Here is a 13,964-nt window from a genome sequence, read left to right as displayed (position 1 = left end):
CCAAGAAGAATTAAAGGCACGCGGCAGCGTTCCCTCCCCCTTGTGGGGAGGGTTAGGGTGGGGGTTCTTCTTCGCAAGAATCCATATGCGATAGCCCTGCCCACGAGGGGGGGAGATTGGCAGCTTCGCCGCGTTCGCCAAACATAGGCGCCGCAAAGAGAAGGGCCGGCAACCGCCAGCCCTTTATGCCTCTTAAGCCCGTGCCAACCAGCTCAGCTGGACCTTAAGCCAGGAGTTAATTCGCCGGCTAATTACCGATCTTGCTTCAGCCTGCGGCACAGCTCATCAAGCTGTTCCAGCGACCGGTACGAAACCCGCAGCACGCCGCCCTTGCCCTTGTGATCCACCGACACAATCATGCCGATCGTGTCGGTCAACAGCTTCTCCAGCGCCAGCGTGTCGGCGTCCTTTTCGTCAGGACTTGGCGCCGGCTTGGCTTCCCTAGCGCTGCTGGTGCCGGCCGGCATCTGCGCCAGCGCTTCGGCCTGGCGCACCGAAAGGCCCTCTTCGACGATGCGCTTGGCAAGGCCGGCCGGATCTTCCGCCGTCACCAGCGTGCGGGCATGACCCGCCGACAGGGCGCCGTCGACCAGCATGTCGCGGATCACGTCCGGCAGCTTCAAGAGCCTGAGCGTGTTGGCGACATGGCTGCGGCTCTTGCCGATCACCTGGCCGAGATCGGCCTGGGTGTAGCCGTGCTCATCGATCAGCTGTTGATAGCCAAGCGCTTCCTCGACCGCATTGAGGTCGGTGCGCTGGACGTTCTCGATGATCGCCAGTTCGAGCGCGGTGCGGTCGTTGACCTCGCGGATGATGACCGGAATCTCGGACAGCCCGGCGCGCTGCGCCGCGCGCCAGCGCCGCTCGCCGGCGATGATCTCGTAGCGGCCGGCTTGTGTCGGCGAAGGCCGCGCCACCACCGGCTGGACGACGCCGTGTTCGCGGATCGACTGGGCAAGATCGGTCAGCTCGGCGTCGCCGAAATGCCGGCGCGGATTTTTCGGATTGGGGGTCAGGAACTCGATCGGCACCTTGCCGTCGGCGCTCATGCCGGGCTTCTCAGGCGCTGCGGGGCGATCGATCTCGCCGATCAGCGCAGCCAGTCCACGCCCCAGTCTCTTTCTTGAAAGGTCTTCGCTCATCTTTATTCCAGTTGGCTATTCCAAATCGTTTCGGTATCGAATCGGCTTTTAGCTATGCATCCGGCCTAATCAAGCGGCGCGTAACTTGCGCTCGCGGCGGATCACTTCCGACGCCAGTTGCAGATAGGCCTGGCTGCCGGAGCACTTCAAATCATAGAGGATCGCCGGCTTGCCGTAGGACGGCGCCTCGGACACCCGCACATTGCGCGGAATGACGGTCTCGTAGACCTTGTCGCCCATATGCGCCCGCACATCCTGCACCACCTGGTTGGCGAGATTGTTGCGGCCGTCATACATGGTCAGCACGATGCCCTGGATGGTGAGATCCGGATTGATCGAGCGGCGCACCTGCTCGACAGTCTCCAGCAACTGGCTGAGACCTTCGAGCGCGAAAAACTCGCATTGCAGCGGCACAAGAACAGAATCGGCCGCGGCCATTGAATTCAAAGTCAAAAGGTTGAGCGATGGTGGGCAGTCGATCAGCACATAGCCGAACGGCGCGCCGCGGTCGGTCGCAGCGCGCAGCGCATTGCGCAGCTTGAGCACACGGTCGGGCGCCGAGGCGATCTCCATTTCGATGCCGAGCAGGTCGAGCGTCGACGGCACGATCGACAGGCCGGGCACGGCTGTGGGGATGGCCGCGGCCTCCAGCTCAAGCTCGCCGGTCAGCACGTCATAGGAGGACACCGTGCGGTCCTTGCGATCGATGCCGAGGCCGGTGCTGGCATTTCCCTGCGGATCGAGATCGACGATCAGCACCTTTTCGCCGATCGCGGCCAGCGCGGTCGCCAGATTGATGGCGGTCGTCGTCTTGCCGACACCGCCCTTCTGGTTGGCTACAGTGATGATTCGGGGGCCATTCTTCATCATGGGTTTATGCCAGAAATTCATTGGGCGCCAAATCGCCTGTCAGTGACGGATCAGACAGGTCGCAGGTTGGACAATTCCAGGATGACGCCGCCAGCGTCGGTCACACTTGGATGTTCTACCAGATCGAAGGACCATCGGTGAACGCTTTCTTGCACTTCGGTGCGGTAATCCCGGCCTTTGTGGAACAGGCCGCGTGCGCCTGAAATCAGCCAGGGCGCCGACAGGTCCAGCAAGGTCGAAAGCGAGGCCAAAGCCCGCGCCGTGACAACTTGCGGTGTCGAAACAAGCGCATGGCTGTCATCGATGCGGCGCGCCACGACTCGCGCCGGCAGGCTGAATTGCCCGACGACGGTCTGCAGGAAGGACGCCTTTTTGCGATTGCTTTCAACCAGATCGATGCTAGCGCCGTCGCGCTCGGCAAGCAGGAAAGCCATGACAAGGCCCGGAAATCCGCCGCCCGAGCCGAGATCCACCCAGCGCGTGGCTTGAGGCTCTAAGCGCCCGAGCTGCGCACTGTCCAATATATGGCGCTGCCAGACATCGCCCGACGTCGATTGCGCCACCAGATTGATGCTGCGATTCCATTTCTGGAACATCTGCTCAAAGGCCACCAGCCGATCGAATGTTTCACGTGAAACCGGGCCCGCCGCGTCCTGCAGGCTCTCTAGGGACATAGAATTCACGCAACATCCTTCTGTGGGCGCTGGGCGCTCTCCGCGTGGCGGACATGCGCGACGATGATCGCCAGTGCCGCCGGCGTCATGCCTTCCATGCGCTGGGCATCGGCGATGGAGCGCGGCCGCCGCGCTTGCATCTTCTGCTTCAACTCGTTGGACAGCCCCGGCACCCCGGCGAAATCGACCGTCTCGGGGATCAGCCGGCTCTCTTCATGCCGGATCTGCGCCACATCCGTCTTCTGACGATCGAGATAGACTGAATATTTCGCTTCCGTCTCGAGGCGCTCCGCCGTCTTGCCGTCGATCGCCGCAAAGCGCGGATCGACGCCAGCCAGCCAGGCGACATCGACGTCAGGATAGGACAGCAATTCATAGCCGGACCGGCGCACGCCATCCCGGTTGATGTCCAGCCCGTGTCGCGCCGCCTCATTCGGTGTCATGGTGAGCGACTTCGCCAAGTCCCGCGCCTCGTCCAGGCTTTGCATGACCTGCCCGTAGCGTTGCATGCGCTGTGCCGAAGCGATGCCCAGCTTTGCAGCCAGAGGCGTCAGTCGTTCATCCGCATTGTCGGCACGCAGCGATAGCCGGAACTCGGCCCGTGACGTGAACATCCGGTAGGGCTCAGCTATACCGCGGCTGGTCAAATCGTCGACCATCACCCCGATATAGGCTTCGGTGCGGCTGAGCACGATCTGCTCGCTCCCCGCCGCCCGCCGCGCCGCATTGAGGCCGGCGAGCAGGCCCTGCCCGGCTGCTTCCTCATAGCCCGTCGTACCGTTGATCTGACCGGCGAGGAAGAGGCCGCCAACGCGCTTCGTCTCCAACGTCTGATGCAGTTCGCGCGGATCGACGTGATCATACTCGATGGCATAGCCGGGCTGCAGCATGACGGCCTGTTCCAGCCCAGGGATGGTTTTGAGGATATCGAGCTGCACATCTTCAGGCAGCGAGGTTGAAATACCATTGGGATAGACCGTGTCGTCATCGAGCCCTTCCGGCTCGAGAAAGATCTGGTGACCGTCCCTGTCGCCGAACTTGACGATCTTGTCCTCGATCGACGGGCAATAGCGCGGCCCCACACCTTCGATCGAGCCGGAATACATGGCCGAGCGGCCGAGATTGGCACGGATCAACTCATGCGTGGCCGTCGTCGTGCGGGTGATGCCGCACTCGATCTGCGGCGTGGTGATGCGGTCGGTCATCAGCGAGAACGGCACAGGATTCTCATCCGCCGCCTGGCTTTCCAGCGACGCCCAGTCGATGGTCCGGCCGTCGAGGCGTGGCGGCGTGCCGGTCTTCAGCCGACCGAGCTTGAAGCCGGCGCGGTCCATCGTTGCCGACAGACCAAGACTGGCCTGCTCGTTCATGCGGCCGGCAATAATCTTCCTCTCGCCGATATGGATAAGCCCGCGCAGAAAAGTCCCGGTCGTCAGGACGACAGCGCCACAGGCAAGCCGCCTTCCATCGGCCAGGAGAACGGCCGTGATCCGCCCATCGGCGATTTCGAAGTCCAGAACCTCGCCTTCGACCACGTCGAGATCGTTCTGCTGCCGAATCGCTTCCTGCATGGCGAGGCGATAGAGCTTTCGGTCGGCCTGCGTGCGGGGGCCGCGCACGGCGGGACCCTTGCGGCGGTTGAGCAGGCGGAATTGAATGCTGGCGGCATCCGCCACGCGCCCCATCAGGCCATCCATGGCATCGATTTCGCGCACCAGGTGGCCCTTGCCGAGCCCGCCGATCGCCGGATTGCATGACATGACCCCGATCGTGTCGAAACGCAGCGTCACCAAAGCGGTCTTCGCACCGGCGCGCGCTGCAGCGCTGGCCGCCTCGCAACCCGCGTGGCCACCGCCCACCACAACCACATCATAGTGATTGGTCATTTCCAAAAGTCCCAGACTCAAAAGATTGAGGGACACATGTCCCCGTGAGGCTTTGCTGTCAAGAAAACTCCGCGGGTCGTTTCACGTGAAACAACCTTGCGGGCTGTCAGCTCCATGTTTCACGTGAGTCACCAAGGCCGCCTGACGCGTTTCACGTGAGTCACACAGGCAGCGCAGCGCGGTGGCCCAGACGAAGCCTCCCCGCCTTCGTCATCCACGGGCGGAGCGTCCGCGAATCGGCGTCGCGGAGACCCGAGGATCCATGCCGTGACCTTGGCCAAAGGGTACAGCGGAGCAGAATTCTGCATCGTGGCCGCTGCTTTGATGTCGCGGCATGGATCCTCGGGTCTGCGCTGCGTCGCTGCGCTCCTTGCTTCGCCCGTGGATGACGAAGCGATACACCGCACTGTTTCACGTGAGTCATTTCCCAATACAGAACTGTGAGAAAATCACATCCAGCATGTCCTCGACGTCGATGGCGCCGACGATACGGCCCAGGCGATCCGCGGCAAGCCGCAACTCTTCGGCGCGCAATTCCTGCCCGACAGTCTGGCCGTCGGTTGCACGAAGCAGGTGCCTATTCGCTGCGCCAAGCAATTCGACGTGGCGCAGCCGCGATGGCAAAACATCACCGACGCTGCCGGCTGCTTCGGCAGCTCGCCGGCCGATTTCCGCCAGCAGTCTCTCCACGCCCGTCCCGTTTTTTACCGAAATGACAAGGTTGTAGTCTTCCATCGCCCCGCTCGCCGCGCGGTCTTCCAGCAGATCGCGCTTGGTGCCAACGCGCAAGGTCGGCGCCGCGGTCGGCAATGAACGAATATCCCCAGGATTCGTAACATCCTGCAGCAACAGCAAGAGATGGGCGCCATGCGCCTTGGCCCTCGCCTTCTCGATGCCGATCGCCTCGACCTTCCCCGGCGCATCGCGCAGCCCGGCCGTATCGGTAAGCCGGACCCGCAGCCCCTGGAGATCAAGTGTCACTTCAAGCAGATCCCGCGTCGTGCCGGGTTCATCCGTTACTATAGCGGCATCCCGCCGGGCCAGGGCATTGAACAGACTCGACTTACCCGCGTTGGGCGCGCCAAGGATCACGACCTCGAAGCCGTCGCGAATGATCTCGGCGGCGCGAAACCCGGCGATGTGGCGATCGATCTCGCCGATCATCGTCCTGACATCGGACCAGACCGTATCCGAAACGGAACCGGGGACATCGTCCTCATCGGCGAAATCGATTTCCGCCTCGATCATGGCGCGGGCATGGATTAGCCTGCGACGCCAGCCGAGATAGAGTTCGCTCTGAACGCCTTCGGCATTTTGAACGGCAAAACGCCGCTGCGCCTCGGTTTCGGCGTTGACGAGATCCGCCAGCGCCTCGGTCTCGAGCAGATCGACCTTGCCGTTGAGAAAGGCGCGGCGCGTGAATTCACCTGGTTCCGCGTGTCTAACGCCGTCAAGGCCTGCGATCGTCTCCATCATTTTTGCCACCACGGCACGACCGCCATGGACGTGGAATTCCGCGACGTCCTCGCCGGTGAAACTGGCCGGACCGGGAAAGAAAACGACCAGGCCGGTGTCGAGCACGGTTCCGTCGGGTGCCCTGAATATGCGCAGAATCGCCGAGCGGTCCTTAACCATGCCGCCGGCAATCGTTTCGACTACGAATCGAGTCTGTGGGCCGGAAATACGGATGACGGCGACGCCGGCCGGGAGCCGGCCGCTCGACAGCGCTACGATGGAACCGCCTGAAATCATTTGCCCGCTCTACCGAACCGCCCTAGCTTTACGCCTATCCGACCCATCCGAGTTTGCCCATCGTGACGTTGCCCGCGCAAAACCTGCTCGCTGAAGAAGCAAGCCCCTATCTGCAGCAGCACAGCGGCAATCCCGTGCACTGGCGCGCCTGGTCGCCGGCTTCGCTCGAGGAGGCGAAGGCGCTGGACAGGCCGATCCTGCTCTCGGTCGGCTATGCCGCCTGCCACTGGTGCCACGTCATGGCGCATGAAAGCTTCGAGAACGATGGTGTCGCCGCCGTCATGAACCGTCTGTTCGTCAATATCAAGGTCGACCGCGAGGAGCGTCCCGACATCGACCAGATCTATATGGCTGCACTCTCCGCCATGGGCGAGCAAGGCGGCTGGCCGCTGACCATGTTCCTGACGCCGGACGGCAAGCCGTTCTGGGGCGGCACCTATTTTCCGCGCGAGCCACGCTATGGCCGCCCCGGTTTCATCCAGGTGATGGAGGCGGTGGACAAGGCCTGGCGCGAGAAGCGGGCGAGCCTCAACCAGAGCGCCGACGGCCTGGCCACACATGTCGAGGCGCGGCTCGCCGGCTCGCATGCCAGAACCGTGGTCGACCGCGACACGCTGGCGGAATTGGCCAAGGGCATAGACGGCATGGTCGACCGCGATCTCGGCGGCCTAGGCGGCGCGCCGAAATTCCCCAATGCGCCGTTCATGCAAACGCTGTGGCTGTCCTGGCTGCGCGACGGCAACGCCAGCCATCGCGACGACGTTCTCAACAGCCTCGAACAGATGGTCAGCGGCGGCATCTACGACCATATCGGCGGCGGGCTCAGCCGTTACTCGACCGACGCCGAATGGCTGGTGCCGCATTTCGAAAAGATGCTTTACGACAATGCCCAGCTGATCCGCTTCTGCAACTGGGCCTATGCCGCAAGCGGTAACGAGTTGTTCCGGGTCCGAATCGAAGAGACGATCGACTGGCTGCTGCGCGAAATGCGCGTCGACGGCGGCGCCTTTGCCGCCAGTCTCGACGCCGACAGCGACGGCGAGGAAGGGCTGTTCTACACCTGGAGCCAAGACGAGATCGAGGCCGCACTCGGCGACGATTCCGCCTTGTTTGTCAATCACTTCACGCTCTCCAGCCCGCATGGTTGGGAAGGCAAGCCGGTTGTCCACCAGACGAGGGCCCAGCAATCGCAATATGTGATCGATCGCGAAGAGGTCAGCCCGCTCAAGGGGAAACTCCTTGCAGTCCGGGAAGAGCGGGTCAGGCCCGGCCTTGACGCAAAGATCCTCACCGACTGGAACGGCCAGATGATCGCAGCCTTTGCTGAGGCCGGTCGGTCGCTGGCGCGGCCTGACTGGATCGATGCGGCGGCAAAAGCCTTTGCCCATATCCGCGCTGCCAGCCGCGACGGCCGCTTGCCGCATTCGATGCTCGGCGCCAGAAAACTGTTTCCTGCTTTGTCCAGCGACTATGCCGCCATGACCAACGCAGCCATCTCGCTGTTCGAGGCCACTGGGGATTGGAGCTATGTCGACCAGGCCGGCCAGTTTGTCGAGCAGCTCGACCATTGGCACGCCGATACCGAAAAGGCAGGTTATTACCTGACTGCCTCGGACAGCACCGACGTGCCGATCCGCATCCGCGGCGATGTCGACGAGGCCATTCCGTCCGCCACCGGCCAAATCATCGAAGCACTGGTCCGGCTCGCCTCCGTCACCGGCGATCTCGAGCTGCACGAGAAAGCCTGGGAGGTCGCCGAACATGCCGCCGGCCGTGCCGCAAACCAAGCCTATGGCCAGGCCGGCATCGTCAACGCCTGCGCGCTGGCGATCGAGCCGCTCAAGCTGGTCATCGTTGATGCGCTCAACGATCCAAAGCTCGTTCCGGTTGCGAATCGAAATCCTGATCCACGGCGCGTCGACATCCTCGTGCCGATCGGTACGGGAGCGAATCGAGCCTTGCTGCCCGCCGGAATCCTGCCGCCGACCAACCGCTTAAGCGCGTGGTTCTGCACTGGTCAGGTTTGCCTTTCCCCGATGACGGATCCGGAAGAGCTGGAGCGCCTTTTGCGCCGAGAATGATCAGGCGCCGTGCGCGGGATCGGGCAGCGCCTCGGTCGCAGCTTGCCGGCGCTTGAACAGCAAATCCTTGGCGGCGATCACCGCACCGATGGTGATCAGCACGCAGGCGAGCGCCACCGACCAGTGGAAGACGCCAAAGCCTGCCAGCAGCAGCACGATGACCGAAAACAGCGGTGCGGCGTAGGACAAGGCGCCAAGGATCATGATGTCACCGTGCTTGCAGCCAAAATCCCAGGCGTAGAAGCCGGCTCCCAGAGGAATCGTGCCCAGAATGACGATAGCCGTCCACTGCGTCGGCGTCTGCGGCCAGACCGTGGTCTCAAGCATCAGGTGCAGCGAGAAAGCGACCGCCGCCGTGATGAAGCAATAACCGGCCACGACATCCGTCGGCACCTGGCCGAAGCGGCGCGACAGCACGGAATAGCCAGCCCAGATGAAGGCGCAGAAGAGCGCGATGACATGGCCCTTCATCACCCCATTGGCCAGGCCGACATTGCCGCCCTTGGTGATCACCACGATGGCGCCGGCAAGCCCTAGAACGACGCCGACGATGTGATGAACCCGGAGCCTTTCACCGGGCAGGAAGGCTGCAAAGACGACGATCAGCAATGGCCAGAGATAGGCGATCAGGCTGACCTCGACCGGCGGCGCCGACTGGATCGCAAAGAAATAGGCGCAGTGGTAGATGCACAGTCCCGCCGTGCCGATCGCCCAGACCGGCCATGGCTGCCGCAGCGACCGGATCGCGCCTGGGCGGAAGATCCAGCTGCCGGCGCCGACCAGCCCTCCGAGCAGGAAGGTCATGGCTGCCAGCTGAAACGGCGGGATCGGGCCAGCGGCGGTCGAAAGCAGCGCCAGGAAAGACCAGGTCAGGATGGCCGAAAAGCCGATCAGGGTCGGGATTGTCTTCTTCACGTCGCTGCTTCCAGTTTGCAGACACGAGCTTTGCATGAACGCGAAATCGTCTGCCGCCACATACAGCCGCCCGATATCGGGAAAGCGACCTGCCGCCGGACAACGAAAAACCCCATCCCGGTTTCGCGGAATGGGGCTTCAATACACAGACCGGAAGATTTCGGCCTGACCTTTACGTGTTCATCGAATCGAAGAAATCCGCATTGGTCTTGGTCTGCTTGAGCTTGTCGATCAGGAACTCGATCGCGTCGGTGGTTCCCATCGGCGCCAGGATGCGGCGCAGCACGAAGATCTTCTGCAGATCCTGCTTGGAAACCAGCAAGTCTTCCTTGCGGGTGCCGGACTTCAAGATGTCCATGGCCGGATAGATGCGCTTGTCGGCCACTTTGCGGTCGAGCTGGATTTCGCAGTTGCCGGTGCCCTTGAACTCTTCGAAGATGACTTCGTCCATGCGGCTGCCGGTATCGATCAGCGCGGTGGCGATGATGGTCAGCGAGCCGCCTTCCTCGATGTTGCGGGCAGCGCCGAAGAAGCGCTTCGGCCGCTGCAGCGCGTTGGCGTCGACACCGCCGGTCAGCACCTTGCCGGATGACGGCACGACGGTGTTGTAGGCGCGGCCGAGACGAGTGATCGAATCGAGCAGGATGACGACATCGCGGCCATGTTCGACCAGGCGCTTGGCCTTCTCGATGACCATTTCGGCGACCTGCACGTGGCGCACCGCCGGCTCGTCGAAGGTCGAGGAGATCACCTCGCCCTTCACTGAGCGCTGCATGTCGGTCACTTCTTCCGGCCGCTCGTCAATCAGAAGCACGATCAGATAGCATTCCGGATGGTTGGCGGTGATCGAGTGGGCGATGTTCTGCATCAGAACCGTCTTGCCGGTACGCGGCTGCGCGTTGATCAAAGCGCGCTGTCCCTTGCCGATCGGCGCGACCAGGTCGATCACGCGGGCCGAAATGTCCTTGGTGGTCACATTCTCGATTTCCATCTTCAGCCGCTTGGTCGGATAGAGCGGCGTCAGATTGTCGAAGTGGATCTTGTGACGGATCTTCTCGGGATCGTCGAAATTGATGGTGTTGACCTTGAGCAGCGCGAAATAGCGCTCGCCCTCTTTCGGGCTGCGGATCGGCCCTTCGACGGTATCGCCGGTCTTCAGCGAAAAGCGCCGGATCTGCGACGGCGAAATATAGATGTCGTCGGGACCTGGCAGATAATTGGCGTTGGCGGAGCGCAGGAAGCCGAAACCGTCCTGCAGCACCTCGACCACGCCATCACCGATGATCTCGATCTCCTGGGCGGCCAGCTTCTTCAGGATCGCAAACATCAGCTCCTGCTTGCGCATGACGCTGGCGTTTTCGACCTCGAGCGATTCGGCATAAGCGATCAGCTCTGGCGGTTTCTTGTTCTTGAACTCAGCGAGTTTCATTTCTTGCATAGACGGACCTTGGTAGATTGAGTCTGGGAATAGATGGAGTCTGGGTAGGCTTTGGGAAAATATCGGCGGGATGCGACAAATGCCGGGCGCGGCCGAAAACAACGAGGGGCGGCGCATGACGGGAAGGAAGACCCGTCTTTTATCGTCGGTCGGGTGAAAGAGCAAGCTGCGTTTTGCGTGACCTATCAAGGCTTAAAACGCATCAATGCCTGTCGTTGTCTCCTGGCCGTTTTTAGCGACATGCATCAGAACGGCTTGACGACCACCAGGATGACGATTGCGATCATCAGCAATGTGGGGATCTCGTTGACCATCCGCCAGTGCCTGGCGGGTTTTTCGTTGCGGTCCTCGGCGAATTTGCGCACCGCGCCCGAGAGATAGCCATGCATGGCCGACAGCAAAAGCACGGCTCCTATCTTGGCATGCAGCCAGCCGCCCTGGAAACCAAAACCCTTCCAGGCGAGCCACAGGCCGAACACCCAGGTGACGATCATCGCCGGGTTGATGATGCCGCGCAGCAGGCGCCGCTCCATCACCTTGAAGGTCTCCGATTGCACCGAGCCCTTCTCGGCATCCGCATGATAGACCAGCAGCCGCGGCAGATAGAGCATGCCCGCCATCCATGAGATGACGGCGAGGATATGGATCGCCTTTCCCCAGGGATAGAAGCTGTCGGGTGCGGCGAAATACAAAAGCGCGGTGAGAACGACCAGCACGGCGATACCTGATATCATGCGCATCATCGCCTGGCCGGTGCTGTTCGTGTTGTTCATCTGAGCCATCAGCGTGTCGCGCTCCGCACCTGTTTCACCATCGCCTCGACATGGGCGATCGGCGTCTCCGGCGTGATGCCGTGACCGAGGTTGAAGATCAGCGGTCCGTCTCCCAGCGCTTTCAGGATCGCCTCGACGCCGTCGGACAGCGCCTTGCCGCCCGCCACGAGGCGCAAGGGATCGAGGTTGCCTTGCACCGCACCCGAGCGCTGCAAGTCCTTCGCCGCTATCAGGGGCACCGTCCAGTCGATCCCCAGGGCCGTTACGCCGGTCTTCTGTCGATAGGTCCGGTAGCGCGCACCGGCACCCTTGGGAAAACCAATGATCGGAACATCGGGATGAACCGCCCGAACCCGGCCAACGATCTCGGCCACCGGCTGAACGCAGAACAGGTCGAAGGACTCATCGTCGAGCACGCCGGACCAGGAATCGAAAATCTGCACCACATCCGCACCCGCCTCGATCTGGCGGATGAGATAGGCGGCCGAATGTTCGGCAAGAACCTTCAGCAATCGCTGAAAGGCTACCGGCTCGCGATAGGCAAAAAGCCGCGCCGGCGCCTGGTCGGGTGTGCCATGGCCGGCGATCATGTAGGTCGCCACCGTCCACGGCGCGCCGCAGAAGCCGATCAGGGTTGTCTCTTCGGGCAGTTTGGCCCGCAACCGGCGAACCGTCTCGTAGACCGGTTCGAGATTCACGTGAAACACCTCGCCTTCCAGAGCCAAAATCTCCGGCGCGGTGATCGGCGTCAGCAGCGGCCCTCTGCCCTCTTCGAAGCGGACGTCACGGCCAAGCGCATGCGGAACGACAAGGATATCGGAAAACAGGATCGAGGCATCGAAGCCGAAGCGCTCGATCGGCTGCAAGGTCACTTCGACCGCAAGGTCGGGATCGTAGCAGAGGTCGAGGAACGAGCCTGCTCGCCTGCGTGTCTCCCGATACTCCGGCAGATAGCGCCCGGCCTGACGCATCATCCAGAGCGGAGGCGGAAAATGAGCCTTGCCCTTCAGGACATCCAGCATGATCCGGTTCTGGGGCATCGGGCGCTCGCTTCTCCCAGCCTCTTCTATAATCAAAGATTCTTATATCTAAGATTCTTCTGATTCTAAGAGTCTGTTGGTTCTGGTGGTTGTCACCTGTCCCGCTTTGCCCCGGAAAACACCAGCCAACATATTGTCGCGTGCTTCTTTTTCCCAGATGTAGGGTTCTGGGGATAGCTCCGAATCGATCAATCGAGTCAAAGTGTTAGGCACAGCGGTGAAAGGCGGGTCCTGTGGACGGACCGTAGTCGAAAAAAGCCGTCCCCAAACTTGTCCCCAGTCGCCCGACGAAGCTGACAGCGCATCGAATTGTGGACAAACTGCCATCTGATACAGTCGCCTCCGACAGGCCCGTCTTTTCATCCCGCTTTATCCACAGAAGCCCACAGCCCCAGGTGACCCCTGTGAACAAACCCCAGAGCTTCTTCCACCTGCACCTGATTTCCGACGCGACCGGCGAAACGCTGCTTGCCGCCGGCCGGGCAGCTTCGGCGCAGTACAAGGACGCGCGCGCCATAGAGCATATCTATCCGCTGATCCGCACCGAAAAGCAGGTGGCGAAGGTGTTCGAGGACATCGAGGAAGAGCCGGGCATCATCCTCTATACGGTCGTCGACCAGAAGCTGGCGCGCGGCATCGACGAGCGCTGCGCGGCCATGGGCCTGCCCTGCGTGTCGGTGCTGGAGCCGGTGCTGACCGTGTTCCAGTCCTATCTCGGCACCCCGGCCGGCCGCCGCGTCGGCGCCCAGCATGTCCTCGACGCCGAATATTTCCGCCGCATCGATGCGCTCAATTTCACCATGGACCATGATGACGGCCAATTGCCGCTCAATATGGACGATGCCGATGTGGTGCTGATCGGCATTTCTCGCACGTCGAAGACGCCGACCAGCATCTATCTCGCCAACCGCGGCATCAAGACCGCCAACATCCCGATCGTGCTCGGCGTGCCGGTGCCGGAAAGCCTGGTTGCCGCCAGCAAGCCCCTGATCGTCGGGCTGATCGCCACCGCCGAGCGCATCTCGCATGTACGGCAAAACCGCATCCTCGGCAACAGCAGCTCGTATGAGGCATCGGATTATGTCGACCGCGCGGCGATCAGCGAAGAGCTCGCCTATGCCCGCAAGATCTGCACGCGCCATGGCTGGCCGATGATCGACGTCAGCCGCCGCTCGATCGAGGAAACGGCGGCGGCGATCGTTGCCCTGCGGGGGAAGTCGAGATAAATGAGGCCAGCAGCCGGGTGAGGTTTTGCCCGGCTATTTCGACGCCGCGAAGTTCGAAGGTCACGGCATGGATCCTAGGGTCTGCGCCGCGTCGCTTCGCTCCTTGCTTCGCCCTAGGATGACGAAGGGAGGATTGTCTCGGCCAATTTCGAAGGTTTGCGATAGCC

General features: G+C 62.1%; 11 protein-coding genes. 2 read left to right on the top strand and 9 right to left on the bottom strand.

From position 1 onward, the window contains the following. Nucleotides 1-251: 251 nt before the first annotated feature. From NKI69_RS29385 to mnmE, 5 genes are all read right to left on the bottom strand, one after another. Nucleotides 252-1,142 (bottom strand): ParB/RepB/Spo0J family partition protein, encoded by an 891-nt coding sequence (locus tag NKI69_RS29385; RefSeq protein WP_352723056.1) that lies wholly within the window; start codon nucleotides 1,140-1,142, stop codon nucleotides 252-254. 69 nt (nucleotides 1,143-1,211) lie between these two features. Continuing rightward, nucleotides 1,212-2,012 (bottom strand): ParA family protein, encoded by an 801-nt coding sequence (locus tag NKI69_RS29380; RefSeq protein ID WP_352723055.1) that lies wholly within the window; start codon nucleotides 2,010-2,012, stop codon nucleotides 1,212-1,214. A 50-nt stretch (nucleotides 2,013-2,062) separates the two neighbouring features. Next, nucleotides 2,063-2,695, bottom strand: coding sequence for a 16S rRNA (guanine(527)-N(7))-methyltransferase RsmG (rsmG, locus tag NKI69_RS29375; RefSeq protein WP_352723053.1), 633 nt, complete (start codon nucleotides 2,693-2,695; stop codon nucleotides 2,063-2,065). Further along, nucleotides 2,692-4,572, bottom strand: coding sequence for a tRNA uridine-5-carboxymethylaminomethyl(34) synthesis enzyme MnmG (gene mnmG, locus NKI69_RS29370; protein ID WP_352723052.1), 1,881 nt, complete (start codon nucleotides 4,570-4,572; stop codon nucleotides 2,692-2,694). Before mnmG ends, rsmG begins: the two co-directional genes overlap by 4 nt. A gap of 420 nt (nucleotides 4,573-4,992) precedes the next feature. After that, on the bottom strand, nucleotides 4,993-6,324 hold the full coding sequence (mnmE, locus tag NKI69_RS29365; RefSeq protein WP_352723051.1) for a tRNA uridine-5-carboxymethylaminomethyl(34) synthesis GTPase MnmE: 1,332 nt from the start codon (nucleotides 6,322-6,324) through the stop codon (nucleotides 4,993-4,995). 62 nt (nucleotides 6,325-6,386) lie between these two features. Here mnmE and NKI69_RS29360 point away from each other — a divergent pair, with 62 nt between their 5' ends. Beyond that, a complete protein-coding gene (locus NKI69_RS29360; protein ID WP_352723050.1) occupies nucleotides 6,387-8,405 on the top strand; it encodes a thioredoxin domain-containing protein in 2,019 nt (672 codons plus the stop codon). Here NKI69_RS29360 and yddG read toward each other — a convergent pair whose 3' ends face one another. The 4 genes from yddG to hemE form a co-directional block, all read right to left on the bottom strand. After that, nucleotides 8,406-9,320, bottom strand: coding sequence for an aromatic amino acid exporter YddG (gene yddG / locus NKI69_RS29355; RefSeq protein ID WP_352723048.1), 915 nt, complete (start codon nucleotides 9,318-9,320; stop codon nucleotides 8,406-8,408). A 172-nt stretch (nucleotides 9,321-9,492) separates the two neighbouring features. After that, nucleotides 9,493-10,758 carry a transcription termination factor Rho gene (gene rho / locus NKI69_RS29350; protein WP_013528732.1) on the bottom strand — a complete coding sequence of 422 codons (1,266 nt, stop codon included), beginning with the start codon at nucleotides 10,756-10,758 and terminating at the stop codon, nucleotides 9,493-9,495. A gap of 245 nt (nucleotides 10,759-11,003) precedes the next feature. Continuing rightward, on the bottom strand, nucleotides 11,004-11,540 hold the full coding sequence (hemJ, locus tag NKI69_RS29345) for a protoporphyrinogen oxidase HemJ (protein ID WP_352723046.1): 537 nt from the start codon (nucleotides 11,538-11,540) through the stop codon (nucleotides 11,004-11,006). Beyond that, entirely contained in the window at nucleotides 11,540-12,571 is a 1,032-nt protein-coding gene (gene hemE, locus NKI69_RS29340) for a uroporphyrinogen decarboxylase (protein WP_352723045.1), read from the bottom strand. Before hemE ends, hemJ begins: the two co-directional genes overlap by 1 nt. A gap of 311 nt (nucleotides 12,572-12,882) precedes the next feature. On the opposite strand from hemE, the gene NKI69_RS29335 reads away from it, so the two are divergent. Continuing rightward, nucleotides 12,883-13,797: a pyruvate, water dikinase regulatory protein gene (locus tag NKI69_RS29335; protein WP_502896795.1), complete on the top strand. Its 915-nt coding sequence runs from the start codon at nucleotides 12,883-12,885 to the stop codon at nucleotides 13,795-13,797. The last annotated feature ends 167 nt before the right edge of the window (nucleotides 13,798-13,964 follow it).

The sequence above is a fragment of the Mesorhizobium sp. M0491 genome (genome assembly GCF_040321265.1).
Lineage (GTDB): Bacteria > Pseudomonadota > Alphaproteobacteria > Rhizobiales > Rhizobiaceae > Mesorhizobium.
This window is presented reverse-complemented; position numbering and strand designations above follow the sequence as displayed.

Coding starts and splice junctions, on each gene's coding strand:
- hemJ (WP_352723046.1), bottom strand. CDS start 11,540: ATGGCTCAGATGAACAACACGAACAGCACCGGCCAGGCGATGATGCGC.
- mnmE (WP_352723051.1), bottom strand. CDS start 6,324: ATGATTTCAGGCGGTTCCATCGTAGCGCTGTCGAGCGGCCGGCTCCCG.
- NKI69_RS29385 (WP_352723056.1), bottom strand. CDS start 1,142: ATGAGCGAAGACCTTTCAAGAAAGAGACTGGGGCGTGGACTGGCTGCG.
- rho (WP_013528732.1), bottom strand. CDS start 10,758: ATGCAAGAAATGAAACTCGCTGAGTTCAAGAACAAGAAACCGCCAGAG.
- NKI69_RS29380 (WP_352723055.1), bottom strand. CDS start 2,012: ATGATGAAGAATGGCCCCCGAATCATCACTGTAGCCAACCAGAAGGGC.
- hemE (WP_352723045.1), bottom strand. CDS start 12,571: ATGCCCCAGAACCGGATCATGCTGGATGTCCTGAAGGGCAAGGCTCAT.
- mnmG (WP_352723052.1), bottom strand. CDS start 4,572: ATGACCAATCACTATGATGTGGTTGTGGTGGGCGGTGGCCACGCGGGT.